This is a genomic window from Mesorhizobium sp. M1428 (genome assembly GCF_040317515.1).
Lineage (GTDB): Bacteria > Pseudomonadota > Alphaproteobacteria > Rhizobiales > Rhizobiaceae > Mesorhizobium.
Genome location: NZ_JAMYKT010000006.1, coordinates 50,355 through 76,413, shown reverse-complemented (window position 1 = coordinate 76,413; position 26,059 = coordinate 50,355). Strand labels below are relative to the sequence as shown.

General features: G+C 63.3%; 24 protein-coding genes and 1 pseudogene. 12 read left to right on the top strand and 13 right to left on the bottom strand.

Going from position 1 to position 26,059, the window contains the following annotated elements:
- Both NKG60_RS10740 and NKG60_RS10735 read right to left on the bottom strand, forming a co-directional pair.
- Positions 1-3,180 (bottom strand): efflux RND transporter permease subunit, encoded by a 3,180-nt coding sequence (locus NKG60_RS10740; RefSeq protein ID WP_352660826.1) that lies wholly within the window; start codon positions 3,178-3,180, stop codon positions 1-3.
- Positions 3,174-3,449 carry a hypothetical protein gene (locus tag NKG60_RS10735; protein WP_352466109.1) on the bottom strand — a complete coding sequence of 92 codons (276 nt, stop codon included), beginning with the start codon at positions 3,447-3,449 and terminating at the stop codon, positions 3,174-3,176. Before NKG60_RS10735 ends, NKG60_RS10740 begins: the two co-directional genes overlap by 7 nt.
- Positions 3,450-3,701: 252 nt before the next feature.
- Here NKG60_RS10735 and NKG60_RS10730 point away from each other — a divergent pair, with 252 nt between their 5' ends.
- Positions 3,702-4,283 carry a TetR/AcrR family transcriptional regulator gene (locus NKG60_RS10730; protein ID WP_031211029.1) on the top strand — a complete coding sequence of 194 codons (582 nt, stop codon included), beginning with the start codon at positions 3,702-3,704 and terminating at the stop codon, positions 4,281-4,283.
- A 552-nt stretch (positions 4,284-4,835) separates the two neighbouring features.
- Here NKG60_RS10730 and NKG60_RS10725 read toward each other — a convergent pair.
- From NKG60_RS10725 to NKG60_RS10700, 6 genes are all read right to left on the bottom strand, one after another.
- Complete coding sequence (locus NKG60_RS10725) at positions 4,836-5,858, bottom strand: LacI family DNA-binding transcriptional regulator (protein ID WP_352660829.1); 1,023 nt, start codon at positions 5,856-5,858, stop codon at positions 4,836-4,838.
- Between the two features lie 57 nt (positions 5,859-5,915).
- Entirely contained in the window at positions 5,916-6,710 is a 795-nt protein-coding gene (locus tag NKG60_RS10720; RefSeq protein WP_352660831.1) for an ATP-binding cassette domain-containing protein, read from the bottom strand.
- Between the two features lie 3 nt (positions 6,711-6,713).
- Positions 6,714-7,700: an ABC transporter permease gene (locus NKG60_RS10715; protein ID WP_023674041.1), complete on the bottom strand. Its 987-nt coding sequence runs from the start codon at positions 7,698-7,700 to the stop codon at positions 6,714-6,716.
- Between the two features lie 107 nt (positions 7,701-7,807).
- Complete coding sequence (locus tag NKG60_RS10710; RefSeq protein WP_352661309.1) at positions 7,808-8,740, bottom strand: substrate-binding domain-containing protein; 933 nt, start codon at positions 8,738-8,740, stop codon at positions 7,808-7,810.
- Positions 8,741-8,987: 247 nt separating this feature from the next.
- The gene (locus NKG60_RS10705; protein WP_352660834.1) at positions 8,988-9,782 is read right to left on the bottom strand and encodes an SDR family oxidoreductase; all 795 of its coding nucleotides are present in this window, start codon (positions 9,780-9,782) and stop codon (positions 8,988-8,990) included.
- Between the two features lie 78 nt (positions 9,783-9,860).
- Positions 9,861-11,018, bottom strand: coding sequence for a fumarylacetoacetate hydrolase family protein (locus NKG60_RS10700; protein ID WP_352660836.1), 1,158 nt, complete (start codon positions 11,016-11,018; stop codon positions 9,861-9,863).
- 226 nt (positions 11,019-11,244) lie between these two features.
- On the opposite strand from NKG60_RS10700, the gene NKG60_RS10695 reads away from it, so the two are divergent.
- From NKG60_RS10695 to NKG60_RS10665, 7 genes are all read left to right on the top strand, one after another.
- Positions 11,245-12,528, top strand: coding sequence for an NAD(P)/FAD-dependent oxidoreductase (locus tag NKG60_RS10695; RefSeq protein ID WP_352660837.1), 1,284 nt, complete (start codon positions 11,245-11,247; stop codon positions 12,526-12,528).
- An 84-nt stretch (positions 12,529-12,612) separates the two neighbouring features.
- Positions 12,613-13,500: an ABC transporter permease gene (locus NKG60_RS10690; protein WP_352660839.1), complete on the top strand. Its 888-nt coding sequence runs from the start codon at positions 12,613-12,615 to the stop codon at positions 13,498-13,500.
- The gene (locus NKG60_RS10685; RefSeq protein ID WP_352660841.1) at positions 13,497-14,375 is read left to right on the top strand and encodes an ABC transporter permease; all 879 of its coding nucleotides are present in this window, start codon (positions 13,497-13,499) and stop codon (positions 14,373-14,375) included. Before NKG60_RS10690 ends, NKG60_RS10685 begins: the two co-directional genes overlap by 4 nt.
- Positions 14,360-15,430, top strand: a complete 1,071-nt coding sequence (locus NKG60_RS10680) for an ABC transporter substrate-binding protein (RefSeq protein WP_352660843.1) — start codon at positions 14,360-14,362, stop codon at positions 15,428-15,430. Before NKG60_RS10685 ends, NKG60_RS10680 begins: the two co-directional genes overlap by 16 nt.
- Positions 15,431-15,610: 180 nt before the next feature.
- On the top strand, positions 15,611-16,219 hold the full coding sequence (locus NKG60_RS10675) for a cupin domain-containing protein (protein WP_352660846.1): 609 nt from the start codon (positions 15,611-15,613) through the stop codon (positions 16,217-16,219).
- Entirely contained in the window at positions 16,209-17,294 is a 1,086-nt protein-coding gene (locus NKG60_RS10670) for an ABC transporter ATP-binding protein (RefSeq protein WP_352660848.1), read from the top strand. The genes NKG60_RS10675 and NKG60_RS10670 overlap by 11 nt, the downstream gene beginning before the upstream one ends.
- Positions 17,295-17,328: 34 nt before the next feature.
- Complete coding sequence (locus NKG60_RS10665) at positions 17,329-18,756, top strand: aldehyde dehydrogenase family protein (protein WP_352660850.1); 1,428 nt, start codon at positions 17,329-17,331, stop codon at positions 18,754-18,756.
- A gap of 124 nt (positions 18,757-18,880) precedes the next feature.
- On the opposite strand, the gene NKG60_RS10660 is transcribed toward NKG60_RS10665, so the two are convergent.
- Positions 18,881-19,360 (bottom strand): SRPBCC family protein, encoded by a 480-nt coding sequence (locus NKG60_RS10660; protein ID WP_352661312.1) that lies wholly within the window; start codon positions 19,358-19,360, stop codon positions 18,881-18,883.
- Between the two features lie 2 nt (positions 19,361-19,362).
- Positions 19,363-19,713, bottom strand: coding sequence for an ArsR/SmtB family transcription factor (locus tag NKG60_RS10655; protein ID WP_352660853.1), 351 nt, complete (start codon positions 19,711-19,713; stop codon positions 19,363-19,365).
- Positions 19,714-19,885: 172 nt separating this feature from the next.
- Between NKG60_RS10655 and NKG60_RS10650 the strand changes: the two genes are divergently transcribed.
- Positions 19,886-20,239: an ArsC family reductase gene (locus tag NKG60_RS10650; RefSeq protein ID WP_352660856.1), complete on the top strand. Its 354-nt coding sequence runs from the start codon at positions 19,886-19,888 to the stop codon at positions 20,237-20,239.
- Positions 20,240-20,431: 192 nt separating this feature from the next.
- On the opposite strand, the pseudogene NKG60_RS10645 reads toward NKG60_RS10650, so the two are convergent.
- The 3 genes and pseudogenes from NKG60_RS10645 to NKG60_RS10635 all read right to left on the bottom strand — a co-directional run.
- A pseudogene (locus NKG60_RS10645) lies at positions 20,432-20,785 on the bottom strand (DUF488 domain-containing protein); the annotation flags it as partial.
- A 57-nt stretch (positions 20,786-20,842) separates the two neighbouring features.
- On the bottom strand, positions 20,843-22,099 hold the full coding sequence (locus NKG60_RS10640) for an aminopeptidase (RefSeq protein WP_352660862.1): 1,257 nt from the start codon (positions 22,097-22,099) through the stop codon (positions 20,843-20,845).
- Between the two features lie 79 nt (positions 22,100-22,178).
- Positions 22,179-23,093 carry a LysR substrate-binding domain-containing protein gene (locus tag NKG60_RS10635; protein WP_502903344.1) on the bottom strand — a complete coding sequence of 305 codons (915 nt, stop codon included), beginning with the start codon at positions 23,091-23,093 and terminating at the stop codon, positions 22,179-22,181.
- A gap of 96 nt (positions 23,094-23,189) precedes the next feature.
- On the opposite strand from NKG60_RS10635, the gene NKG60_RS10630 reads away from it, so the two are divergent.
- The 3 genes from NKG60_RS10630 (at position 23,190) to sbmA (ending at position 26,058) form a co-directional block, all read left to right on the top strand.
- Positions 23,190-23,387 (top strand): hypothetical protein, encoded by a 198-nt coding sequence (locus NKG60_RS10630; RefSeq protein WP_352660865.1) that lies wholly within the window; start codon positions 23,190-23,192, stop codon positions 23,385-23,387.
- Positions 23,388-23,510: 123 nt separating this feature from the next.
- Positions 23,511-24,665: a YbfB/YjiJ family MFS transporter gene (locus NKG60_RS10625; protein WP_352660868.1), complete on the top strand. Its 1,155-nt coding sequence runs from the start codon at positions 23,511-23,513 to the stop codon at positions 24,663-24,665.
- 115 nt (positions 24,666-24,780) lie between these two features.
- The gene (gene sbmA / locus NKG60_RS10620) at positions 24,781-26,058 is read left to right on the top strand and encodes a peptide antibiotic transporter SbmA (protein ID WP_352660871.1); all 1,278 of its coding nucleotides are present in this window, start codon (positions 24,781-24,783) and stop codon (positions 26,056-26,058) included.
- Position 26,059 lies beyond the last annotated feature (1 nt).

Sequence of the window (26,059 nt, the reverse complement as noted above, 5' to 3'; positions counted from 1 at the left end):
CTATTCAGCCGCTTCGGCCAATGGCTCGAATACGGGTTCGGCAGTTGGTTGTTCGGTCGCTTCGGAAACCGGTTCGCTCTCGCTGCGGCGCTCGCGCAGCTGCTCGATCACCGCATAGAAGACCGGCACGAACACCAGCGACAGGATCGTCGCCGCGACCATGCCGCCAAAGACGGTGGTGCCGATCGACTGCCGGCTTGCGGCACCGGCACCCGTGGCGAACATCAGCGGCAGCACGCCGAGGATGAAGGCGAAGGCGGTCATCAGGATCGGTCGCAGCCGCAGCCGCGCCGCTTCCATCGCGGCATCGACGATGCTGAGGCCTTCTTCGCGCCGGCGCCGGGCAAACTCGACGATCAGAATCGCGTTCTTGGCCGCCAGTCCGATCAGCATGACGAAGCCGATCTGCGAATAGACGTCGATCTGCATGCCGCGCAGCCACAGCACGACGAACGCACCGAACAATGCGAGCGGCACCGCCAGCAGCACCATGAACGGCATCGCCCAGCTCTCATATTGCGCGGCGAGAATCAGGAAGACGAAGACGATCGCGAGGCCAAAGACGACGGATGCGATCGATCCCGCCTTGAGCTCCTGATAAGTGATGCCGGTCCATTCGTAGCCGAAATCTCTCGGCAACGCCGTGGCAGCGGCACGCTCCATTGCCGCCACCGCCTGGCCGGACGAAAAGCCGGGCGCGGCGCCGCCATTGATCAGGGCCGACGCATTGTTGTTGTAGTGCGGCACGGTCTCGGGACCGACGATGGGCACAAGCTTGCCCAGCGTGCTGAGCGGCACCATGCCACCCGACGCATTGCGGACATAGAGCCGCGAAATGTCGGCCGGACCCGCACGAGAGTCCTTGTCGGCCTGGATCGTCACCCGGAAGGTGCGGCCGAACAAGTTGAAATCGTTCACATAGAGCGAGCCGAGATAGATCTGCAGCGTATTGAAGACGTCCGGCAGGTTGAGCCCGAGCAGCTTCGCCTTGGCGCGATCGAGATCGTAGTTGAACTGCGGCGTCGAGGTCGAGAACGACGAGAACAATTGCTGCGGGTTGAGCTCGGGCTGCTTGCGCGCCTCGGCAATCACCGCTTGCGTCGCATCGTTGAGCGCCACGCTGCCGCGGCCGGTCAGGTCCTCGACCTGAAACTCGAAGCCACCGGTGGTGCCGATGCCCGGGATCGACGGCGGGTCGAAGCTCAGCGCAAAAGCCTCCGGAATTTGCAGCAGCTTGTTGCGCACGTCGGCGACGAGCTTCGAGGCGCTCTGGTTGGGACCGCGTTCGTCCCATGGCTTCAGGATGGCGAATTCGACCGCCGAGTTCGACTGCGCGGCGCTGGTCAGGAAGTTCAAGCCGCTGATCGAGCCGACGATATCGACGCCGGGCGTATTCTGCAGGATGTCGCGTGCCTTTTGCGCCACCGCGTCGGTGCGTTCCAGCGAGGCCCCGTCGGGGAGCTGGATGACGACGAAGAAGTAGCCCTGGTCCTCGACCGGAAGGAAGGTCGACGGCAGGCGCTGCCAGACGAAATAGGTCGCGACAAGTCCGGCCGCGAACACGCCGAGCATGATCCAGCGCAGGCGGATGAGAATGCGCACACCATTCGCATAGGCATGCGCCAGCCGTTCGAAGCCCATGTTGAACCAGCGGAATAGCACGAACTGCGTTTCCGGCCGGTGGCGCAGGAAGGCGGCGCTGAGCGACGGGGTAAGCGTCAGCGAGACGAAGGCCGAGATGCCGAAGGAGATCGCCACCGTCAGGGCGAACTGGTTGTAGAGCCGGCCGGACACGCCGGGAATGAAGGCGACCGGCACGAACACGGCCATCAGCACGGCGGTCGTCGCGATGATCGGGCCGGTGACCTCGGCCATCGCCGTGCGCGTGGCAGCCAGCGGTTTTAGGCCGGCCTCAAGTTGGCGTTCGACATTCTCGACGACGACGATGGCATCGTCGACGACGAGGCCGATCGCCAGCACCATGCCGAGCAGACTGAGCATGTTCAGTGAGAAGCCAAGCATATGCATGACGGCCAGCGTCGCCACCAGCGACACCGGAATTGCGATCGTCGGGATGATCGTGGTGCGCCAGCTTTGCAGGAAGATGAACACCACGGCGACGACCAGGACCAGCGCTTCGCCGAGCGTGATCAGCACGTCGTGCATAGACGCCGATACGAAACGTGTCGTATCGTAATGCATGGCGTAGCTGACGCCCTTCGGGAAGCGGGCCGACAGCTCCTGCATCTTATCCTTGACGCGCTGCTGCAGATCGAGCGCGTTGGAGCCCGGCATCTGGTAGACCGCCAGCACCACCGTCGGGTCCTTGCCGAAGAAGGCCGACGAAGAATATTGCAGCGCGCCGAGCTCGATGCGCGCAACGTCGCGCAGCCTGACCAGCGAGCCGTTCGCGGTATTGGCCCGCACGACGATGTCACCGAACTCCTTCGGATCGCTCAGCCTGCCGACGGCGTTGACCTGCATCTCGAAGGCGGTGCCGGCCGGAGCCGGCGACTGTCCGATCTTGCCGGCCGCCACCTGGACGTTCTGCTCGGCGACGGCGTTCTGCACGTCGACGGCAGTAATGCCGAGATTGGCGAGCTTGTCGGGATCGAGCCAGATGCGCATCGAATAGCGCCGCTCGCCGAAGATCTGGACGTCGCCGACGCCGGGCAGGCGCTTCAGCGGATCGACCACCTGCAGATAGGCCAGATTGCTCAGCGCGACCGGGTTGACGGAACCGTCCGGCGAGGTGAGGTCGACGATCAGGACGAAGTTCGGGTTCTGCTTCTTGATCGTCACGCCGCCCTGATTGACGATGGCCGGCAACGAGGACGCCGCCTGCGAAACGCGGTTCTGGACGTCGACGGCCGCCGTGCTCAGGTCGTAGCCAACGTCGAAGGTGATGGTGATCGTCGAGGAGCCGTCATTGGAGCTCGACGACGACATATAGGTCATGCCCTGGACGCCGTTGATCTGCTGTTCCAGCGGCGTCGTCACCGTGTCGGCGACGACCTGCGCGCTGGCGCCCGGGTAGTGGGCGCTGACCACGACCTGGGGCGGCGTGATGTCGGGAAATTGCGAGACGGGCAGAAGGAAATAACAAATCCCTCCGGCGAGCACCATGATGATGGCGATCGCCGACGCAAAGATCGGACGATGGATGAAGAAGTTTACCATGAGATGCACGCCTCGCCCGATGCTCTGGCCCGGCCAAAGGCCCTGGCTACCCTGGACAGCCGCCGGCTGCGCGTTGAGCCGGAATCTTCGAGAAAGCCGAAATCTTGCAGAGGGCGGCGCGGCGCATTGCGGCGTTCGGCCTGCTCATCAGCCAGCGCACGCAGCATCGCCTCGAAAGACCGCGGGTCGACGCGGTCGGCCTTCATCAGCATGCGGATCATCGGATCCCTCACGACTTCATCGATCGTCAGATCATTGCGCTGCGACATCGAAGCGGCTCCTGGTTTTTGGCGATCCGCGGCAAGCCGCGGATCGGGTGTTCTCTTGCTCGCCGGCCGAGGCCGTGAGGTGCGGTTCGTCCCCTTGCCGATCGGGGCGGGGCTGATGGCCGGCACTTGCGAGTTTGACATGATGCAATGCGGGTGTTACAGGTAAGTAACATCTCTAACGTTACAGACCGGTAACACCCTAGTCAAGAGGTGCACCGAGGGAATTTCGGAAACGCAATCACGGAGGTTTTGATGACAGACGGTGTTGTGGAGCGTGTTCGCCCCCGGGACAGGATCCTGGAGACGGCACGGGACATGTTTCACAAGCATGGCATTCGCGGCGTCGGCATCGACGCCATCACCGAGGCCGCCGGCACCAACAAGATGACGCTCTACCGGCATTTCGAGTCCAAGGACGACCTGATCATCGAATGTCTGCGGGCGACCGCCTGCAGCGCCAACGCGATGTGGGAAAAGTTCGAGGCCGAGAATCCGGGCGACAAGCTGGCGCAGCTGCACGCCTGGGTCCGGATGGCGGCCGATTGCCTGATGTCGGATCGTCGCGGTTGCGACATGGCCAACGCCGCCATCGAGCTGAGCGAGGCCGATCATCCGGCAAGGCAAGTGATTAAGGAACTCAAGGAAGCGCAGCGCGAGCGGCTGGTCTCGCTGTGTCGCGATGCCGGCATCGGCCAGGCCGAGCTTCTTGCGGACACGCTGTCGCTGTTGCTCGAGGGCGCCCGCGTCAGCCTGCAAAGCGTCGGCGCCGAGGGCCCGAGCGCGCAGTTCGTCCGCATGGCGGAAGGCCTGATCACGTCTTTCAGGGCCAGATAGTCTCGCAAGCGGCGAAACGATCCGTGGCGTTTCGATTGCGGGCCGCGCCGCCGGGTGATGTCTCGTCCCATTGCGATGTGCCATCTCGCGTCTCCCTTGCCGGTCCTCCGCAGCAGCAATGCCTGCGCGGCGCTGTTTGCTGGTCGTGAGGCAGGATAGGGCCGCCGGCGAACCGGTGAGAGTGACAAGTGTGACAGGATTCCGCCCGACAAGTCGCGGCGATCGCAGCGAAGCTCATCGATCCGCGGATCAACAGTCGTGTCCGGTGCTGGTCACGATCCCAAGCGTCGGCCGCTATCCCGGAGCCGGAATAAAAAAAGCCCGCTGCCGGGAGGAGGTGGCAGCGGGCTCGATTTCGAATACGGCACGGGAGGAGGTGTACCGCACTCAGCGTCGGCATCGCATCTGGGAGGAGTAGATGGCCGACACCTGCGAAATTATCGATTGCCCAATGATTCGGCAACCACAAAAGTTGCATAGGTGATGTGCAGATTTGCGGTATCAACCGAATTTTAACGATGAAGGCCCGAGCGCCATCGCCCACGCGCGGCATCACTGCACCGGGACATTTTCCTTGAAGATCAGGCGCGGCTCGATGAATTTACGCGTCAGATAGGGCGCCGATGAGGCGATCGAGCCGAGCAGGCGAATGACCGACTGTTCGGCGATCAGCCGCGCATTCTGGTCGATGACGACGTCGAGCAGATCGTCGACGAGATAGCCGCGCGTCTCACGCGTCAGATCATGGCAGATGAACACCGGCTTCTTGTGCGGCCTGGCTTCGCGCAGCGCCTTCGCCACGCCCGAGCGCCCGGCCCCGACACAGTAGATGCCGAGCAACTCCGGCTCGTTGTGCAGCGCCTTCATGGTCGCGGTATAGCTGACCTCCGGTTCGTCGTTGATCTCGACGGCGCTGGTGACGGCCAGGTTCGGAAACTCTTCGCCGAGCACGGAGCGAAAGCCCATCTCGCGTTCCTCGTGGCCGCGATAGGAGCGTGAGCCGACGACCATCGCCAGATGGCCCTGGCGGCCGCCGAGGAACCGTCCCATCAGCAGCGCCGCCGTACGGCCGGCCACCCTGTTGTCGATGCCGACATAGGCCGAGCGGGGCGCGCCGGGAACATCGGACACCAGCGTGACCAGACGGATGCCGGCCTCGACGATCTCGCGCAAGATGTTGCGCGTTCTCGGATGATCGACGGCGATGACACCGACGCCGTTCGCCTTGAGCGAGAGGTTTTCGACGGCCGCCTGCAAGGCACTCGGCGAAATGCCGGCGAGCTCGTGGATGCGGCAGGAGGCAACCAGCGGCAGGCGCGCCGCATAATCCTCGATGTGCCTGGCCAGATCGGCCATGAAGGCATTGCTGCCGATCGGCAGGAAGAATTCGAGATGTGCCGGCCGCGAGGGCAACGCGACCTGGTCGACGACCGGCAGATAGCCGAGCTGCTTGGCCGCCTCCATTACGCGCTGCCGGTTGGCGGCACTGGCTCCCGGCCGGTTGTTGAGCACACGGTCGACCGTCGCGGTCGACAGGCCGCAGCTTCTGGCAATATCCGAAACGGTGGCCTTCATATCGCAACCATGTGGCGATGCGATCCAGTGCCTCGACGATAAGCCCGGCCCGGCTGCTCAGCCGGGCCGTTGCGTGCGCTCGACCAGCGCGTCATGGATCTCCTTGTCGGACATGCCGGTGATGACGCGTTCGACTTCGGCGACGCTGGTCTTCTTCGGGTCTATATCGTCGGCGACCACCTTGCCGCGGCGCATGACGACGATGCGGTCGACCACCTGGAAGACGTGGTGGATGTTGTGGGCGATGAAGATGCAGGAATGGCCGGAATCGCGGGCACTGCGCACGAAGCTCAGCACGCCTTGCGTTTCGGCGACGCCGAGATTGTTGGTCGGCTCGTCGAGGATGATGAGGTCGCTGTCGAAATGCATGGCGCGCGCAATCGCCACCGCCTGCCGCTCGCCGCCGGAGAGCGAGCCGATCGGCGTCGTCGGCGGGATGTTCTTCGAGATGCCGACCTGCTTGAGCAGGTCGCGGGCAACCACGTTCATCGCCTCCTGGTCCATGCGGTTGAGGAAACGCGGCGGCTTGACCGGCTCGCGTCCAAGGAACAGGTTGCGCGCGATCGACAGCTGCGTCACCAGCGCGGAGTCCTGGTAGATCGTCTCGATGCCGTGGGCGATGGCGTCGCTGGTGCTGCGCAAATTCACCTTCTTGCCTCGGATGAAGATGTCGCCGCTGGTCAGCGGAACCGCGCCCGATAGCACCTTGATCAGCGTCGACTTGCCGGCGCCGTTGTCGCCGAGCAGCCCGACGATCTCCCTTTCGTTGACATGGAAATTGGCATCCACCAGCGCCTGCACGCGCCCATAGGACTTGCGGATGTTTTCCATGCGGACAAGCGGTTCGGCCATGGTTCAAGTCCCTGCCTGATGCCGGCGTTCCAGCCATGAGTGGAGCGCCATCATGCCGAGGATGATGGCGCCGATGAAGATGTTGTAGGCAAGGCCCGGCACGCCGATCAGCACGATGCCGTTGCGCATCACGCGCAGGATCAGGATGCCGAGCACAGTGCCGATGATTGTGCCGCGCCCACCGGTCAGCGCCGTGCCGCCGATCACCACCATGGCGATGACTTCGAGCTCGTAGCCGGTGCCGCTGTTGGGGTTGGCCGCAGAGGTGCGTAGCGAGGAGATGACGCCGGCAAGCGAGGCCAGGATCGACGACAGGATGAACAGGCCGATCTTGACGCCGCTGACATTGACACCGCGCGCCCTTGCAGCACTCGGGTTGCCGCCGGCCGCCTGGATCCAGTTGCCTGTCCGGCTTTGCGTCAGCACGTAGCCGAGCGCGATTGCGGCGGCGATGAACCAGAACAGCGACATGTAGATACGGAACGGACCGATGAAGAAATCGCCGACCAGCGCTTCCGCCAGCCAACTGCCCTCGGCGCTCCAGGTCCGCTGCGGAAATCCGTTGGTGACGAACAATGCGGTGCCGCGCACCACCAGCAGCATGCCCAGCGTCACCAGGAAGGACGGGATCTTGAGCTGCGTCACGAACCAGCCATTGACCAGTCCGATGAACGCAGCGACCACCAGCGCGATGACGAAGGCGGCTTCGAGCGAGGCGACGCCGCTGTTGAACAACGTCCACATCAGGACAGGCGAGAAGCCGAACACCGAGCCGACCGAGAGGTCGAATTCGCCTGATGTCATCAACAGGGTCATCGCCAGCGCGATCAGCCCGAGCTCGACCGTGAAGGCCAGCGTGTTCGAGATGTTTTGCGGCGACAGGAAGTCGTGGTTGATGCCCCAGAACACAGCGATCTCGACGACGAGCAGCACGAACGGCCCGAACTCGGGTCGCGCGATCGAGCGTTGGATAAGAGAACGATTTTCCACCTTGGACCCGCGATAGGATTGGATTTGGCCGAGACCGCAACCGGCTTCGGCGGAATGATGAGACAGTCACGGCCGCCGAAGCGGCCGTGACCAACTCGATCGCGGATTTATTTGCCGGACAGGATCTTGTCGTAGACTGCCGCGGTGTCCTTCTCGTAGAGCGCGCCGGTGATCACGTCGAAGCCGGGCGGAATACCGCTTGCCGCCATGTTGGCGAGCGAGAGCGCGACATAGCTGGTCGCCTGCGGATCCTGCCACTGGCCGGCATTGACGTAGCCGTTCAGCACTTCCTGGGTGGTGTCGAGCGAGTTGCCCCAGCCGACGACCGGGATTTCGCCCGGCTTGACGCCGACCTGGTCGAACACCCGCTTGATCGAACCGGTGACAAGGTCGCCAAGGCCGATGATCGCCTTGACCTTGGCCCTGTTGGCGGTGAGGTAATCGACCATGCGGTTGATCACTTCGGCCTGGTCGAGCGTCGCTTCGGTGATTTCATAGGTGATGCCGAGCGGCTCGAAGACGCTCTTGATGCCTTCCTCTTCCTGGACGCCATAGGTGGCGCCGGGAATTTCGACCGGCATCCAGACGAAGTCGCCCTTCTTCACCAGGCCCTTGTCGACCAGATACTGCGCCCAATGCTTGCCGAAGGTGACGTTGTCGCCGCCGACATAGGCGTTGAAATCCGCCTTCGGGTCGGGCGTGTTGAAGTTGATGATCGGGATGTTCGCCGCCCGCGCTTCCTTGACGATCTCGACAAGGCTGCCCGGATCGGGGCTGGTCGTGGTGATGCCGTCGGCCTTGGCGGCGATTGCGGCGCGGACGGCTTCCTGTTGCGACGCCACGTCGCCGTTGTGGAACGAGGTGTTGACGGTATTGCCGGTGTCCGCCGCCCATTGCTTGGCACCGGCAAGGAAGTAGGTCCAGACCGGATCGGCCGGGCCGCCATGCGAAATCCAGTAGAACGTCTTGGCCTGTGCCGCGGCCGGAATGGCCAGCGCCATCACCAAGCCAAGTACAAGCAGTCTTAGCCTCGTCAGCATTTGATTTCCTCCCATTTGAACCTCCTCCTCCTCCGACGATCACCGCGAAAAGCCGTGCGCGGCCAAAACGGTGGTCGCATTTTGCCAGCGTCGACCTGGACGCATTAGAGCATTCCCTTTTTCGATCGATGGCAAGCCTCGATTGCCAATGGACGTTGGCGCAAGGCACCACGCCATCAGCAATCCCATCAGATTGCATCAGTTTGGCTGATATTTTCCAGGCGGCCGACGATCGTCCTTGCGACCGTCATGCAATGCCGCGCGGCGGCGCGCCGAGCACGGATTGCTCTAGGTCGATAAGCGTCCCGGTCATCAGCCCGGAGGCGTCGCTGAGCAGGAACAGCGTTAGCCGGGCGACTTCGTCCATGGTCAGCAATCGACCAAGCGGCAGGCCGGCGGCGGCGATCTTTGCCCAGTTTTCGCCCTTGCCCAGCGTGCGCGCCTGCATCTCTTGTTCGGCCGGCGTCGCTACCCAGCCCATGTTGATGCCGTTGACGCGGATGCGATCGGAGAGATGCGCGTTGGCAATGTTTCTGGTCAGCGTCGAAAGCGCGCCCTTGGTTGCGGAATAGATGGCAAGGTCCGGCGCACCGCAATGCGCATTCACCGACAGTATGTTGACGATGGCGCCCGCCGCCCGCCGTGTCTTCATGTCGGCTACGGCCGCCTGCATGAGGAAGAACGGCGCGCGCGCATTGACGGAAAACAACCTGTCCCAGTCGTCGATTGTGCCAGTTTCCAGCGAGGCCCGGTCGGTAAGGGCCGCGGCGTTCACCAGACAATCGATGCGGCCGAGTCTTTTGATCGCTTCCGCCATGACAGCTGCAGGCGCGGCCGGATCTCCAAGGTCGGCCTGGATGAAGACGACGGGCCGGCTTGGTCGTGAAAGCTCTTCGGCGATGCGTCTGCCACGCTCGGCATTGCGGCCGACAATGGCGATCCCTTCGCCGCCGCCGGCTGAGGCCAGCCGGGCGATGGTCTCGCCAAGCCCTTGCGTCCCGCCGGTAACGACAAGGGTCTTGCCCTCAAGAGCGACGATCAATGGACTCTCCCGAATGCCGACGAGCAGGTAATTTCCAATCAGAGAATTCTAGAATCTATCGGATGTTAGGCTGGGGGACTAGATGAGGTCGGCCCTTGCGAGGTCACGCATCAGATGGCTGGCGCCGTAGGTCCAGTGCGGGCAGTCGGGCGACAGCCGCACGCGGTTGACCAACGCACCGAACTTCTCCGACGAGATGGTGACGATGTCGCCGACCTTGTGGGTAAAGCCCTTGCCTTGTTCGCCGCGATCCTTCGACGGCACGAACATCGTGCCGAGATAGAGCACCAGCCCGTCCGGATACTGGTGGTGCGGCCCCATGGCGGCGGCGACCAACTCTTCCGGCGAGCGGCTGATCTCAGCCATCGAACTGGCGCCCTCTAGCGAGAACCCATCCTCGCCCTCGACCTTCAGGTGTACGATCGCCTGCTTCACGTCGCCGATGGAAAACGTCTCGTCGAACAGCCGGATAAAGGGGCCAAGTGCTGCCGAAGCGTTGTTGTCCTTGGCTTTGCCGAGCAGCAGCGCGGAGCGTCCCTCGACGTCGCGCAGATTGACGTCGTTGCCGATCGTCGCCCCGACGATCCTGCCGCTGCTCGCGGCAATCATGGCGATCTCCGGCTCCGGATTGTTCCATGTCGAAACCGGATGCAGGCCGACATCGGCGCCGAAGCCGACCGAGGCCATCGGCTGGCATTTAGTGAAGATCTCGGCATCGGGGCCGATGCCGACTTCCAGATATTGCGACCAGGCGCCGCGCGCAATCAGCTTGGCCTTGATCTCCATCGCTTCCGGCGAGCCGGGCTTGAGCTTCGACAGATCGTGGCCGATCAGCCCGGCGATGTCGGCGCGAATGGCGTCGGCCTTTTCGGCCGAACCGCGCGCCTGCTCCTCGATCACCCGTTCGAGCAGGCTGACGACAAAGGTGACGCCAGACGCCTTGATCGCCTGCAGGTCGACGGGGGACAGCAGGTACGGTTTCCCCGCATCGCGCGCTGTCTCGAAACTGTTGGCGGCAATGGCATCGAGCGGGCCGATCGGCCGTCCCTTGGCCGAGCGGACGTGCCCCGCCGGATCCGGCAATTCGCAAACGTCGCGTACGGTCGGCGCCACATTTGACGTGATGTCGAAGATCGTGCCGTCACGCACCGTGACCACCAGCGGATGGGAAGCATCGCTCGCCCAGGCGCGGCCTACGAAGAGGCCTTCGGCGGGCAAATGTGTGGCGTTCGTCATGGCTTACATTTCCTGTTGTCTTGTCCTTCGGCCGCGGCACTTTCAACAAATTCCCGCCAAAGGTCTATCCCGCTTGCAGGGCGAGCTTTGTCAATTCTTTCAAGCGGTCTTCGCATCGCTGGACCTTGATCGAGCCTGACGTGCGCCAATGGCGAGGGAAAACGCTCTTTCAAAATAATGAAACCGTCGCTAGGGTTTTCACCCACTGAAAATCTCCAGGTGACGCTTGCTCTTACGGTTTTCCGATCCAATCTGGCAGAAGCCGCGGACAGCCACCGCGTTCCAGTCGCTTTTTCCAGCCGGCCAATGCGTCGATGTCGTCATCGTCGGCGGCGGCATTCTGGGTCTGTCAACGGCCTTGCACGCTGCCCGGCTCGGCCTCGCCGTCCAGGTGGTGGAGGCCGGCGAAATCGGCAGTGGCGCATCCGGCCTGAACGGCGGTCAGGTCATTCCCGGCCTGAAATACGATCCGGACTGGCTGCTGGAGCATTTTGGTCTCGAACGCGGTGAGGCGCTCGTCAACTTTGCCGCCTCGACGGTGGACGCCGTTTTCGAATTGATCCGCGACGAAAAGCTCACGGTGCCGTTCGTCCGCAATGGCTGGATCCAGGCCGCGCATACCGAGACCGCGCTGAAAGCGGCGGCAAGCCGGGATCGGCAGTGGCGGGCGCGCGGCGCCGATGTCCGGCTGCTGAGCGCGACGGAGATCGCGACGATGATCGGCGCGCAAGGCTATCTCGGCGGCTGGCTCGATCGCCGCGCCGGTGTCATCGATCCGCTTGCCTACACGTCGGAACTGGCGCGCGTCGCTGCAGCGGCGAGCGTGAAGATCGCCGAACGCCAGAACGTGATGCAGATCAGCAAGAATGCTGGCATTTGGCACGTTTCTACGGAAAGCGGCGCCGAACTCAAGGCCAAGGCGATTGTCCTGGCGACCAACGCCTATACCGGCGGCCTGCTCCCCGGCCTCGCCGAGACGATCGTTCCGCTGCATTCCTTCCAGATCGCGACAGCGCCGCTATCGTCCAATCTCGCGGCGGCGATCTTGCCGGAAGGGCAGGCGGTTTCGGATTCGCGCCGCATCCTCGTCTATTACCGCAAGAGTGCCGACGGCCGGCTGGTGCTCGGCGGACGCGGCCGCATGGCCTTGCCGAACGGCCCGGCCGACTGGGCGCATCTGGAACGCGCGCTGCTGCGGCTCTACCCGGCGCTGTCCGATGTGGCCATTGAAAAGCGCTGGTTCGGCCGGGTGGCAATGACGCCGGACCATCTCCCGCATATCCACGAGCCAGAGATGGGTCTGCTGGCGGTCGTCGGCTGCCAAGGCCGCGGCATCGGCCTGATGACCGCGCTTGGTGAGCGCATCGCCTCCTACCTGTCGAGCGGCGACACCAGGCAATTGCCGTTCCCGATATCGCCGATCCGGCCGATCCCTTTTCACGCGTTTCGGCAGGTCGGCGTTGCCGCGACCATCGCCTGGTACCGGATGCTGGACGCGTTCGAACGCTGACTTTCATTCCCAAGCGTGAAACAGCTTGACAGTTTCACGAATATGAAAAAAGCTTGGTTGATTTCAAATTCCGATGGGCAGTCGATGTCGACCATCGCCGCAACGCAGCCGCTGCCGGAAACCCGGTCTTCGTCGGGTTTTCGCTTCGCCATGCTGCTGCCCGGCGGGCTGGTCACCTTTCTGCTGATCCTTTTCGCGCTTGGCCTGGTGTTCTTCCTGGCCTTTCGCGGCAATGACGGCTCGCTGCTGGGGGCCGGTTTCACCCTTGCGAATTTCGCCACGGTGGCCACCGATCCGCTGTACTGGACGGTGACGCTGCGCTCGCTGGGCATCGCCGGCCTGGTAACGCTGGCAACCGTCGTCACAGCATATCCTGTCGCCTACTATCTGGCTTTCCATGCCGGGCGGCGGCGTGGGCTGCTGCTGTTCCTGCTGACCCTGCCGTTCTGGACCAGCTATCTGCTGCGCGTCTTCGCCTGGAAGATCGTACTGGCCTATAATGGCGTGCTCAACTCGGCATTGATCGAAAGCGGCATCTGGTCGGAGCCGACATTGGCGTTCCTGAATACGCCGGCAGCGGTCGTTGTCACGCTTGCCCACGCTTATGCCCCGTTCGCCATCCTGCCCATCTATGTGGCGCTGGACACGATCCCGAAATCGCTGCTCGAGGCCGCTTCCGATCTTGGCGCAAAACCATTCACCAGTTTCCGCCGCATCGTGCTGCCCAACTCGATGCCGGGCGTGCTGGCGGCGGCCCTCGTCGTTTTTGTGCCGACGGTCGGCGATTACGTGACGCCGGCGCTGGTCGGCGGCCCTGCCAGTACCATGATCGGCACACTGATCCAGGCCGAGTTCGGCAAGGCCAATGACTGGCCGTTCGGCGCCGCACTCGCCGTCGCCGTCATGCTGGTCATTCTCGCCGTAGTGCTGGTGGTGCGCTTCGCCGACCGCCGATACGGCAGCCGCACATGAACACCGCGCGCCTGGACGCAAAGCAAGGCGGCGGCTGGCTCGGAGCCTACGTCCTTGCCTATCTGGTGTTCCTATATCTGCCGATATTGCTGATCCCGCTGTTTTCCTTCAACAATTCGATCCAGGCGGCATTTCCCCTGCAAGGCTTCACGGTTGAATGGTATGGCACGCTGGTCGGCAATTCGGCATTGTCCGGTGCGCTTGCCACCAGCCTCGTCATCGGCGCTATTGCCGCCATCGGCGCAACGCTCTGCGGCATCACCGTGTCGTATATGGACCTCTACGGCCGCTCGCCGCTGGCCGCAACGATCAGCGCCATTGCCCGGCTGCCGATCCTGATCCCCGGCGTTATCATAGGCATCTCGCTGTTGATCCTGGTCAATCTCGCCGGTTTCGGGCCGTCGCGCATTGCCATTGTGCTCGGCCACATATCGGTGGCGCTGCCGACGACGGTGGTGGTCATGCGCAGCCGCTTCGCCGCCATCCCGAAGACCATCCGTGAGGCAGCGCTCGACCTCGGCGCCTCGGACTGGACGACCTTCAGACGGGTGATGCTGCCGCTCAGCCTGCCCGCCATTATTTCGGCGTTCATGCTGGCCTTCCTGACCTCGTTCGACGAGTTCATCGTCGCCTTCTTCCTTGCCGGCACCGAGCCGACGCTGCCGCTTTATATCTGGAGCCAGCTGCGCTTCCCGAAATCGTTGCCGACCGTCATGGCGCTCGGCACCGCGATCCTGGCCGTGTCGTTCGTCATCGCCGCACTCGCTGAAATCCTGCGTCATCGCGGGCTTGTTGCCACCCGGCGGCCAGCACCCGCCAACCTGTCAAAACCAGAAGAAACCGAAGGAGGAGAACTGCAATGGCATTCGACCTGAAATCGATAACGGCAAAGACAGCGAAAACCGGACTGGCTGCCTTCGCGCTGGCGCTTGCGTCGACTGTCGCCTTTGCCGGCGACAAGCTGCAATATTTCACCTGGTCGGGCTATGAACTGCCCGACTTCAACAAGAGCTTCCTCGCCGCGCACCCCGATGGTGTCGAAGCCTCGATGTTCGGCGACGACGACGACGCCTTCACCAAGGTCAAGGCCGGCTTCCGCCCCGACATCGCGCATCCCTGCTATGACAAGGTGGCGCGCTGGAACAAGGAAGGCCTGCTGCAGCCGATCGACACCAAGCGCATCAAGAACTGGGATTCGATCTTCCCGGTCTTCAAGAACCTGCCCGACCTGCAGGCCGGCGACGGCAAGGTCTGGATGGTGCCGTGGGACTGGGGCAATACCTCGATCCTCTACCGCACAGATCTGGTGAAGAACCCGGAAGCCAGCTGGAACCTGCTCTGGGACAAGCAATATGCCGGGCGCATGGCGACCATCGATGCCGTCCACGACACACCGGTGGTGGCGGCCCTTCTCGCCGGCGTCAATCCATTCGACATGACACCGGAACAGATGGACAAGGTGGCGGAAAAACTGCGCGAGCAGCGCCCGCTGCTCTCGAACTACACCACCGACATGACCTCGGTCGAGCAGGCGCTGGCGAGCGGCCAGCTGGTCGCCGCCATGACTTGGAACGCCTCGGCCACCTCGCTGAAGAAGCAGGGCGTGCCTGTCGAGTTCATGAAGCCGAAAGAAGGCATGCTGACCTGGGCTTGCGGCTTCGTCATGCTCAAGGACGCCAAGAACGTCGACCTTGCCTATGACTTCATCAACAGCCGGCTGGAGACGGATTCCGGAAAATACCTGATCCAGGCCTACGGCTATGGCAGCTCGACCAGCTCGGCTTTCGCCGCCGTGCCGAAGGAGGAGTTGGAGAAACTGCAGCTGCCTTCCGATCCCGAGGTGATGCTGAAGACCACCATCTTCACCGGGCCGATGAAACAGAATGACGAACTCGCCAAGATGTTCGAGAAGGTCAAGGCAGGAGGCTGAGCCTGGTTCTTCCTTCTCCCCTTGTGGGAGAAGGTGTCGCCAAAGGCGACGGATGAGGGGTGTTCCAGATGGCACCGACGGCACTCCGGCCAACACCCCTCATCCGTCTCGGCGCTTCGCGCCGATCCACCTTCTCCCACAAGGGGAGAAGGGAAAACCTTACCAAACAAGGACGAACGAATGGACATGCTGGACGAAGCGGCTGGGAAGCCGAAGGACGACGCCGACGTCAGGGTCGGCCGGCGCGTGCGGGCGCTCAGGCTGGAGCGCAATCTCTCGCTGGCCGAACTTGCCGCCAAAGCCGGCGTGTCGATCGGTGCACTGAGCCAGATCGAGCGCGGCATGTCGTCATTGCGGGTGCGCGTGATCTGGCCGCTCGCCGCCGCCCTCGACATCGAGCCGTCGGCGCTGATCGCCGACGGCAATGATGTCGGCAACGACCTCTATTGTGTGCGCGCCAACAGCCGGCGTCAGATCCCGGTCAAGTCGGAGGGCATCGCCAAGGCACTGCTGTCGCCGCCGGCCGCCACGCTAACCGGCATGCTGGTAACCGTGGAAGCCGGTGGCGGCACCGCCGAAGCCTACGCTCATGCCGGCCATGAATTCGGCTTCGTCCTGTCGGGCGAGGTCGAGCTGGTGGTCGATTCGACCAGATACGGGCTGAAGGCCGGCGACAGCTTCGCCTTCAAGAGCACGTTGCTGCATGCCTTCCGCAATCCGGGCAGCGAGCGCTGCCAGATCCTGTGGGTTAACACCACCAAACCGTCCGAGGTTCGCGATGGCGCCTGATCCGCTCGTCCGGCTGGACAAGGTCTCCAAGATTTTCCCCGGCGGCATCGTCGGGCTCGACACCGTCGATCTCGACATTTCGCGCGGCGAGTTCCTGACCCTGCTCGGACCGTCCGGCTGCGGCAAGACCACCAGCCTGCGGGTCATCGCCGGCTTCGAGAGCCCGTCGAACGGCAGGGTCCTGCTCGACGGCCGCGACATCACGGCGCTCAGGCCCTTCGACCGCCCGGTCAACACCGTATTCCAGGACTACGCGCTGTTCCCGCACATGAACGTCGCCGAAAATGTCGGCTTCGGCCTGTCGCTGCGCAAGCTCTCCGGTGCCGAACAGGCAAGGCGCGTCGGCGCAGCGCTCGACATGGTCGGCCTTGCCGAAAAGCTCGGCGCCCGCGTGTCCGAATTGTCGGGTGGCCAGCGCCAGCGCGTCGCGCTTGCTCGCGCCATCGTCTGCGAGCCGCGTGTGCTGCTGCTCGATGAGCCGCTATCGGCGCTCGACGCGCATCTGCGCGAGCAAATGCAGGTCGAATTGAAGCGGCTGCAGTCGCGGCTTGGCACCACTTTCGTCATGGTCACGCACGACCAGACCGAGGCGCTGTCGATCTCTGACCGCATCGTCGTCATGAACAAGGGCCGCATAGAGCAGATTGCGCCGCCGGCGACCCTTTACGACCGGCCCGCCACCAAATTCGTCGCCAGCTTCATCGGCACCATGAACCTTCTGCAGTCGCGCTTTGTCGGCCGTGATGGCGAGCGCTTGCGGTTCACCGCGGGCACTCTGCCGCTGGAAGCGGTTTCGGAGACGGGCGAGCTGCCTAGCGAGGGCACGGTTCGCACCATCGGCGTGCGTCCGGAGGACCTTTTGGCCACGACCGAGGCCGCGGCCGGTACCGCACCGGTGCGGGTGAACAGTATCGTCTTTCACGGCCGCACCTTGCGCCTTCATGCAGAGCTGGGGCAGGGGACACAGGTGGTGATCGACGCGCCACGCCGGACAGAGGGTTTTCAATTCAGCGTCGGCGACGTAGCGTATATCAGCCTGCGCCGTGGCGCCAACTGCCCTATGCTGCCTAGCTAGTCTCACTCATTTCTAGAAAACCGGAGCACGGCCCATGAGCAATCATCTCAACTTTTTCATCGGCGGCAAGTGGGTCGGCCCCGTGGTGCCGGCAACGCTGGATGTGATCGATCCGTCCACTGAAGAGGCCTACACCAAAATCTCGGTCGGCTCGAAGGCCGATGTCGACAAGGCCGTTGCGGCAGCCAAGGCGGCATTCCCGGCCTTTTCGCAAACCAGCAAGGCCGAGCGCCTGAAGCTGCTGAAGCGTATCCTCGAAGTCTACAATGAGCGCTACGAGGACATCGCCCAGGCGGTCAGCCAGGAAATGGGCGCGCCGATCAGGTGGGCGCGCGAGGCGCAAGCCTGGGCGGGCAGGGCGCATATGGAAGCTACCATCAAGGCGCTTGAGGATTACGAATTCAATGAGAAGCGCGGCACCACCATGGTGGTCAAGGAGCCGATCGGCGTCTGCGCGCTGATTACACCGTGGAACTGGCCGCTCAACCAGATAGTCTGCAAGGTGGCGCCGGCCTTCGCCGCCGGCTGCACCGTCGTCTTAAAGCCTTCCGAAATCGCGCCGATCAGCGGCATCATCTTTTCCGAGGTGATGGACGCCGCCGGCATGCCGAAGGGCGTCTACAATATGGTGAATGGCACTGGTCCCGATGTCGGCCAGGTCATGGCTGGCCATCCCGACGTAGACATGGTCTCGTTCACCGGGTCGACCCGGGCCGGCATCATCGTCGCCAAGACGGCGGCCGAGACGGTCAAGCGCGTCGCGCAGGAGCTGGGCGGCAAATCGGCCAACATCGTGCTGCCCGACGCCGACTTCGAGACGGCCGTGCGCAAGGGTGTCAACGCCTGCTTCGGCAATAGCGGCCAGTCCTGCGATGCGCCGACCCGCATGCTGGTGCCGGCCGCCCGTCACGACGAGGCGCTGACCATCGCCAAGAAGGCCGCCGAACGGCACAAGGTCGGCGACCCACGCTCCGAGGAGACCAAGCTCGGACCGGTGGTTAGCAACATCCAGTTCGACAAGGTCCAGCGGTTGATCGAGGCAGGCATCGCCGAGGGCGCGACGCTGGTCACCGGCGGCCCCGGCCGGCCGGAGCACCTCAACCGTGGCTACTATGTGCGGCCGACCGTTTTCGGCCACGTCAGACCCGGCATGACCATCGAGAAGGAGGAGATTTTCGGGCCGGTCCTGTCGGTCATCTCCTACGATGACGATGATGATGCGGTGAAGATCGCCAACGACACCGTCTATGGGCTGGCCGCCTATGTGCAGTCCCGGGATATCGAACACGCCCGCAAGATTGCCGGCCGGCTGCGCGCGGGGCAGGTGTCGATCAACTATCCGGAATGGGATACGTTTGCGCCCTTCGGCGGCTACAAGCAGTCCGGCAACGGCCGCGAATACGCCGACTGGGCGATCCACGATTTCCTCGAGATCAAGGGCATCATCGGCTACGGCGCCTGAGCCTCGACATTGGCATTACGCAACCGTCAAGTTTATTGCAATGGTTGGTGCCTTCGGCACCGGCGTTCGCTTGAACGGCCACGACGATTCCGTGGCCGCAATGTGAGTGCGAAGCAGGGTCGCCTCAGATCGTCTTGAGATAGCCGGCCAACTGATCCGCCACCGTGCCCCAGCCGTCGTAGAAGCCCATCTCCTCGTGGCTGTTGCGCGTGGCTTCGTCGCGGTGGATGGCGGTGGCGGTATAGCGCGTCGTCTCGCCATGCGATTGCAGCGATATGACCGCTGTAATGAATGGATCGCCTGACGGCCGGTAGCCTGGCAGCAGCGCATCGGTCCACACCAGCCGCTCGTTCGGGACGATCTCGAGGTAGCAGCAACGCCTGTCGTTGACCTCCGTGCCGTCGGGCGACTGCATGCGGGTGCGGAACAGGCCGCCGGGCCGCAGGTCGATCTCGCAATCGGTGATGATCCACGGCTTCGGTGTGAACCATTGTCGGACATGCTCGGGCTTCGTCAAGGCCATCCACAGCAGTTCCCGTGGCGCCTCGATCGTGCGTTCGAGCACGAGGTCGAGCTTCGGATCGGGCTGGAACAACGGCGCCATATTCATCTGTCTGTCTCCTTGAGTTTCAGCACGTAGTCGTCGAACTGGTCGAGACGGCGCTCCCACAGCGCACGCTGCTCGGCCAGCCAGTTTTCCGCGAGCTTCAGCGGCTCCGGCGCAAGCCGGTAGGTCCTGACGCGGCCTGCCTTCTCCGAACACACCAGCCCGCAGCCTTCCAGAACCCTGAGATGCTCGATGAAGGATGGCAGGGCCATCTCGAACGGCTGCGCAAGCTCGCTGACCGAGGCGGGGCTTCGGTTCAGTCGCTCGACCACGCGTCGCCGGGTCGGATCGGCGAGCGCCCGGAAAATGCCGTCGATCGGCTGGGGGCTTTCGGTCTGCAGGCCCGTCATGGTCGTTTCCTTGCCTCGGCCATTCCGCGTGACCAGAGTTGGCTTAGAAAACACTTAGGGAAATTCCTTACTATTGGCAAGCGCGAAAATCGCGGAGCCCGGCGAGGCCGCTGGAAAACCGCGAGGCGCGGTTTTAGGGTGCCGTCAGATTCGACTGGTCCGAGGACGCGTTTTGACGATTACCATGTACGGCATCACCAATTGCGATACGGTCAAGAAGGCGCGTGTCTGGCTGGCAAGCCACGATGTTGCCTATCGCTTTCACGACTACAGGGCAGACGGGCTTGACGCGGATCGGCTGAACGGCTGGTCAGGCAAGGTCGGCTGGGAAATCCTGCTCAACAAGGCGAGCACGACGTTCCGGGAACTGTTGGAGGAGGACAGACTGGGCCTGGACGAGAAGAAGGCCAAGGCGCTGATGCTGGCCAAACCGACGATGATAAAGCGACCGGTGCTGGAACTGGGCGACAGGATACTGGTTGGCTTCAAGCCTGATGTTTATCAGCAGGCGATCGGTAGGAAGTAGAACCGACCCGCCGCGATCCGTCGCGCCCCCTCTGTCCTGCCGGACATCTCCCCCTCAAGTGGGGAGATTGGACGTCACTTCGGCTTTCGCTAGTCGCCAAAGAAGGGCGCTTTCGGCGAAGCTGCCGATCTTCACCCTCGTGGGGGAGATGGCCGGCAGGCCAGAGGGGGGCGCTGTCCCGCCGGCGTGACTAATTGATCCCCGCAAATAGCTCGCCAACGCGACCGCATTATTGTGGGCCTCGTCATGGGCGCCGTAGAGCAGCGTCACCTTGCCTTCACGGAGCAAGGCGCGCAGTTCCGCCACGGCCTCGCCGTTCAGGTCGAGCTCATCGCGGTATCGCCGCTGGAACTCCGCCCAGCGCGCCGGCTCATGGCCGAACCGTTTGCGCAACGCGTTGCTTGGCGCGATGTCCTTCAGCCATAGCGTCAGTGCCGCGTCCTCTTTGCGGACGCCGCGCGGCCATATGCGGTCGACGAGCACCCGCTGCCCGTCATCGGGCGCCGGCGGCTCATAGATGCGCTTTACCGCGAGCTCCATTGCCAACTCCGCATGGGCCAGCAGGCGCCGTTGCTTGCTGGCCTTCGCTTAGCGATCCCGGGCCTAAACCCACTCGCCCTTGCGCATCACCGGTACGCGGCTGCCGTCCTTATGGACGCCGTCTATGTCGATCTTGTCCGAGCCGATCATCCAGTCGATGTGGATGAAGCTCTTGTTGCCCCCGCGCGCCGCCATCTCGTCCTGGCTGAGCGAGGCGCCGTCGACGAAGCACTTCGAGTAGCACTGGCCGAGGGCGATGTGGCTGGCGGCGTTCTCGTCGAATAGCGTGTTGAAGAACAAGAGCCCGCTCTTCGCGATCGGCGAGGAGTGCGGCACCAGCGCCACCTCGCCGAGACGGCGCGAGCCTTCATCGGTATCGAGCACCTTGTGCAGTACATCCTCACCTTTCGAGGCCTTTGCCTCGACGATACGGCCCGCCTCGAAACGCACCGCAATGCCGTCGATCAGCGTGCCCTGGTAGGACAGCGGTTTGGTGCTGGTGACATGGCCTTCGACGCGCCTTGCATGCGGCGTGGTGAAAACCTCTTCGGTCGGGATGTTGGGGTTGCAGGTGATGCCGTTCTTGGCGGTCGAGGCGCCGCCCATCCATTCGTGGCCGTCAGCCAGCCCGACGGTCAGGTCGGTGCCGGGGCCGGTGAAATGCAGCGCGTGGAAATTGTGGCCGTTCAGCCATTCGGTGCGGCTCTTCAGCGCCGCATTGTGCGCCGTCCAGTTGCCGATCGGGTCTTCGACGTCCACCCGCGAGGCGGCAAAGATGGCGTCGGCAAGCTTGGCCACGGCGACGTCTTCGGCGTCGTCCGGGAAAACCTGTTTGGCCCAGGCCTGATCGGGATAAGCGACGATGTTCCAGTTGATGTCGAAGCCGGTGATCTTCTCCAGCGCCGGCTGGTAGGCCATCGAATTCGCCTTGTTGGCACGCGCCACCTTTGCCGGGTCCTGAGCCGAAAGCAGCGACGGATCCTCGCCGCGCACGGCAAGCCTCGCCGCATTGTTGGCGAAGGCTTTGGCCATGCCTTCATAGAGCCAGCCGGCGGCGCGGTCGAAACCGGCGTCGGCGCCGTAGCGGAAGCGCGCCAGCGTGATCTCGTCATCGTTGAAGATCGGCGTCACTAGGCCGGCGCCCGCCTTGTAGGCGTGCTCGACGATCCGCCGCGTCAAGGGCAGCGCTGCGATAGACGAGGTCAGCACCAGATCCTGACCCGGTTGCAATTGCAGCCCGACCTTGACGGCGACTTCCGCCAGCCTGTCGAGCTTCACCGGGTCGATGGTTGCGGAAACGCCGCGCGAATGTGTGGTCATGATCCTGCCTGCCGTGATTGGGGACTGTTTCTTACATAGACCGGCGCTACCGACCTTTCCACCGTGATGTGCTGCAGACTCAGCTGGCGCTCTCGAGCGACCTGAACTGCGGCATCGTCGCTTCGATCTCCTCGCGCACCCAGATCTTGAAATCCCTGACCTTGCGGCTTTCGCTCTTGCTGGCCGAGGTCACCAGCCAGTAGCCGAGCCCGCTCTGCGCCCTCACGCCGAACGGTGCGACGAGCCGGCCGTCGGCCAGCGCGTCGGCGGCCAGCAACTGCCAGCCGAGCATCACGCCGTGACCAGCAATCGCCGATTCCAGGCACAGCATCGGATCGGTGAAGCGCGCGCCCTTCATGAAGGTGACCGGCTTCACCCCGGCCGCTTCGAACCAGCTCTCCCAACTGATCATCGATCTTTCGTCGGTGATCGCACAGGTCAAAGCAAGGTCCTCTATCGATTTCAGCTTGCTGGCGATCACCGGTGCACAGACCGGAAATACCTCCTGCGCCAGCAGCAATTCGGCCCGCCCGCCCGGCCATTTGCCGTCGCCGAGCCGGATGGCGACGTCGATGTCCGAACGGTCGAGATCGGCAAGCCGCACCGATGCGTCGATGCGCAGGAGCACATTCGGATGCCGGGCGAAATGCCGCGACAGCCGCGGCAGCAGCCATTTCGAGGCGAAAGCCGGCGCCACCGAAACCACCAGCGTGCACTCCGAGCTTTCGTCGGCAAGCGCTATCGCCTGTGCGAGTTCGCGAAACCCGGCGCTGAGCCGCGCGGTAAAGACGGTGCCGAATTCGGTCGCCACCAGGCCAGCTGGCGTTCGTTCGAACAGGGCCCGGCCGAGCTGCTTTTCGGTCCGGTTGATCTGCTGGCTGACGGCGCTGACCGAGACGTTGAGTTCGCCGGCCGCCGCCGCGAGCGAGCCCAGGCGCGCGACGGCTTCGACGGCGCGCAAGCCGTTGAGATGGACGCGGTTCAGCATAGCCATACAGTTTTTGTAAACTCGAACGGCTGAAATCTCAATTGCCAGACACTGCGGGATGCCGGATTCTAAGTGGGCTACTCAGAGTGAGGAGGCAATCTGATGAAGATTTTGTCATGGCTCGGCGCCTTTTCCCCGATCGGAACGCAGCCGTACCCGCATGACAGCGAGGCCACCAGCTGGGTGACCGATCCGCTGTCGCATCCGGTGCTCGACACCATGTCGGAGCGCGAACTCGCCGACATGCCGTTTAGGCTGACCGCGCGTCGTACCCGCTTCGAGACGGCCTCGACCTGCTGAGTTCCTGAACGAGGATCGTGCTTGGCACCTCAGGTGAGCCGGCCGCCGACGCGGCTGCGCAGCCCTTCTGGCACAATAAAAGGCGGATTGTCTCACCGGCAGGCGCACCTATGGTGCACCGCGATGAACATCGCTTCACCCTTGCGCCCGGCAATCGCCGGCATGATCGCCCTGGCCGTCGCCATGGGTATCGGCCGCTTCGTCTATACGCCGATCTTGCCCGGCATGATGGAAGAGCTCGGCCTGTCGCCGGCCGATGCCGGCTGGATCGCATCGGCCAATTATCTCGGCTACCTCGTCGGCGCGCTTGCCGCCACCGGCGGCTGGGCGCAAGGCCGCGAGCGCCACCTGATGCTGGCCGGCCTTGCCGCCACTGCGACCCTCGCCGGGCTGATGGGCCTGACCGGCACCATGCCCGCCTTTCTCCTCATCCGCTTTCTTGCCGGCCTCGCCAGCGCCTTCGTGCTGGTCTTCATGACCAGCATCGTTTTCGGTCATCTCGCCGCGGCCGGGCGAAGCGACCTGCAGGCGCTGTATTTCGGCGGCGTCGGCCTCGGCATCGCGGCGTCCTCGGCGCTGTTGGCAATCCTCGTCACCGAACATGCCGGCTGGGCGGCGGGCTGGCTGTGGTCGGCGGTGATTTCGGCCGGCGGCTTTGCCGCCGTCGCCCTGCTGGCCGGCGGCACCTCGGCCGCGAACAGCGCCACCGGGAGCGAGCCGGCACTGCCGAAAAACCGCTCGCTGGTGAAGATCATCGTGGCCTACGGCCTGTTCGGCTTCGGCTACATCGTCACGGCAACGTTCCTCGTCGCCATCGTCCGCCAGGGCGGTGGCGGCCGCGTCTTCGAGGCCGTCGTTTGGATGGTCACCGGCCTTGCCGGTTTCCCGTCGGTCTGGCTGTGGCAGAAGCTCGCGGCCAGGATCGGGCTCTATGCCACCTATGCCCTGGGGTGCCTGGTCGAGGTGGTCGGCGTCAGCGCCAGTGTCGTCATGGGCGGGCGCACCGGGCCGCTGCTCGGCGGCCTTCTTGTCGGCGGCACCTTCATCGCCATCACCGCGCTTGGCCTGCAGGCCGGCAGGCAGCTCGCTCCGCAAGCGCGACGCCGGATGCTGGCGGTGATGACGGCCGCCTTCGGCCTCGGCCAGATCATCGGCCCGATCGTCGCCGGGCTGCTTGCGCAGGCCTCGGGAGACTTTTTCCTTGCCTCGATCGTGGCCGCCGCCGTCCTGCTGGCCTCGGGTGCGATCGCCTGGTCGGCTGCGCCAAAATCGCCATGATTATGGTCTTGCTCGGCACCGGGCGTCGGGTAGCGGGCATTTTCTTTCCCACTAATGTGTGACTTTATGCGCGCTGAACCCGCTGATTTGCGCATCGACCGAGGATTTTCGCACAGTGTTTGTATCGTTTTTTCCGCAGCCGAAGCTCTTCTTCTCTTCGGTAGCCGTCTGGAGCCTTGCCGCTATCCTGTTCTGGTTTTTCGGTGGCGAGCAGCTGGGCGCTGTGTTCGGCTTGCCGCCGGCTGCGGCTGATGCACCGCCCGTTATCGGTATCACCGTACTCTGGTCGAACCCGTTTCTGTGGTTCTATCTCTATTTCGCTTTTTGCGTTGCCGTCTTCTATGCATTCTGGAGCTGGTATGCACCGCATCCGTGGCAAAACTGGTCGATATTGATCAGCGCGGTCATCCTGTTCCTCATCTACTTCAATGTGCAGGTCAGTGTAGCGGTCAACGCCTGGTACGGCCCTTTTTATGACTATATCCAGGGACTTATGTCGGGGACTGTCAAGTCGACCGCCGGAGAGTTTTATGCCGGACTAGGCAGCTTCGCTTGGCTTGCGCTGGTCGGGATGAACGTGCAGGTGGTCAACGCCTTCATTGTCAGTCACTGGATTTTCCGCTGGCGAACGGCGATGAACAATTACTTCATTGAGAACTGGAGCAGGCTTCGCCACATCGAAGGCGCCTCTCAGCGTATCCAGGAAGATACGATGCGGTTCTCGCAGATCATGGAGGATCTGGGCTCCAGCTTTGTCCAGTCGATCATGACCTTGATTGCATTCCTGCCGGTGATGATTCAACTGCAGAGCCACATTAGCGAATTGCCGATCGTCGGTGCCATCCCGCAGCCATTGGTCTTTGCCGCGCTTGCCTGGTGCCTGTTCGGAACGATTTCGGTCATGGTTGCAGGTCTGAAGCTGCCTGGGTTGCAGTTTCGCAACCAACGTGTCGAGGCTGCCTATCGCAAGGAACTTGTCTACGGCGAGGATCATGCGGACAGGGCCCAACCGGCAACCACTTCGGAGTTGTTCGCCAACGTTCGTCACAACTACTTCAGACTGTATTTTCACTATATCTATTTCAATGTGGTCCGTTACACCTATCTGCAAGCCGACGGTATCTTCTCAATGTTGATCCTGGGGCCGTCCTTTGTGGCTCATAAGATAAGTTTCGGGGCGTTTAGTCAGATTTCCAACGCGTTCGGCCGAGTAACAGGATCGCTCCAGTTCCTGCTCACATCCTGGTCGACCATCGTTGAATTGCAGTCGGTGCACAAACGCCTGCGCGCCTTCGAGGCGACACTGGAAGGGGAACCGCTGCCTGAAATCGACCAGCGCTATCTGGAACGTGAGCAAGCCGGCTTGCGCCCTGAGGACCAGCCGGTAAGCTGAT

Bases quoted from the DNA above. Each gene is read 5' to 3' on its own strand.
- NKG60_RS10740 (WP_352660826.1), bottom strand. From the start codon at position 3,180: ATGGTAAACTTCTTCATCCATCGTCCGATCTTTGCGTCGGCGATCGCC.
- NKG60_RS10735 (WP_352466109.1), bottom strand. From the start codon at position 3,449: ATGTCGCAGCGCAATGATCTGACGATCGATGAAGTCGTGAGGGATCCG.
- NKG60_RS10730 (WP_031211029.1), top strand. From the start codon at position 3,702: ATGACAGACGGTGTTGTGGAGCGTGTTCGCCCCCGGGACAGGATCCTG.
- NKG60_RS10725 (WP_352660829.1), bottom strand. From the start codon at position 5,858: ATGAAGGCCACCGTTTCGGATATTGCCAGAAGCTGCGGCCTGTCGACC.
- NKG60_RS10720 (WP_352660831.1), bottom strand. From the start codon at position 6,710: ATGGCCGAACCGCTTGTCCGCATGGAAAACATCCGCAAGTCCTATGGG.
- NKG60_RS10710 (WP_352661309.1), bottom strand. From the start codon at position 8,740: ATGCTGACGAGGCTAAGACTGCTTGTACTTGGCTTGGTGATGGCGCTG.
- NKG60_RS10700 (WP_352660836.1), bottom strand. From the start codon at position 11,018: ATGACGAACGCCACACATTTGCCCGCCGAAGGCCTCTTCGTAGGCCGC.
- NKG60_RS10690 (WP_352660839.1), top strand. From the start codon at position 12,613: ATGTCGACCATCGCCGCAACGCAGCCGCTGCCGGAAACCCGGTCTTCG.
- NKG60_RS10685 (WP_352660841.1), top strand. From the start codon at position 13,497: ATGAACACCGCGCGCCTGGACGCAAAGCAAGGCGGCGGCTGGCTCGGA.
- NKG60_RS10680 (WP_352660843.1), top strand. From the start codon at position 14,360: ATGGCATTCGACCTGAAATCGATAACGGCAAAGACAGCGAAAACCGGA.
- NKG60_RS10675 (WP_352660846.1), top strand. From the start codon at position 15,611: ATGGACATGCTGGACGAAGCGGCTGGGAAGCCGAAGGACGACGCCGAC.
- NKG60_RS10670 (WP_352660848.1), top strand. From the start codon at position 16,209: ATGGCGCCTGATCCGCTCGTCCGGCTGGACAAGGTCTCCAAGATTTTC.
- NKG60_RS10665 (WP_352660850.1), top strand. From the start codon at position 17,329: ATGAGCAATCATCTCAACTTTTTCATCGGCGGCAAGTGGGTCGGCCCC.
- NKG60_RS10660 (WP_352661312.1), bottom strand. From the start codon at position 19,360: ATGGCGCCGTTGTTCCAGCCCGATCCGAAGCTCGACCTCGTGCTCGAA.
- NKG60_RS10655 (WP_352660853.1), bottom strand. From the start codon at position 19,713: ATGACGGGCCTGCAGACCGAAAGCCCCCAGCCGATCGACGGCATTTTC.
- NKG60_RS10640 (WP_352660862.1), bottom strand. From the start codon at position 22,099: ATGACCACACATTCGCGCGGCGTTTCCGCAACCATCGACCCGGTGAAG.
- NKG60_RS10635 (WP_502903344.1), bottom strand. From the start codon at position 23,093: ATGGCTATGCTGAACCGCGTCCATCTCAACGGCTTGCGCGCCGTCGAA.
- NKG60_RS10630 (WP_352660865.1), top strand. From the start codon at position 23,190: ATGAAGATTTTGTCATGGCTCGGCGCCTTTTCCCCGATCGGAACGCAG.
- NKG60_RS10625 (WP_352660868.1), top strand. From the start codon at position 23,511: ATGAACATCGCTTCACCCTTGCGCCCGGCAATCGCCGGCATGATCGCC.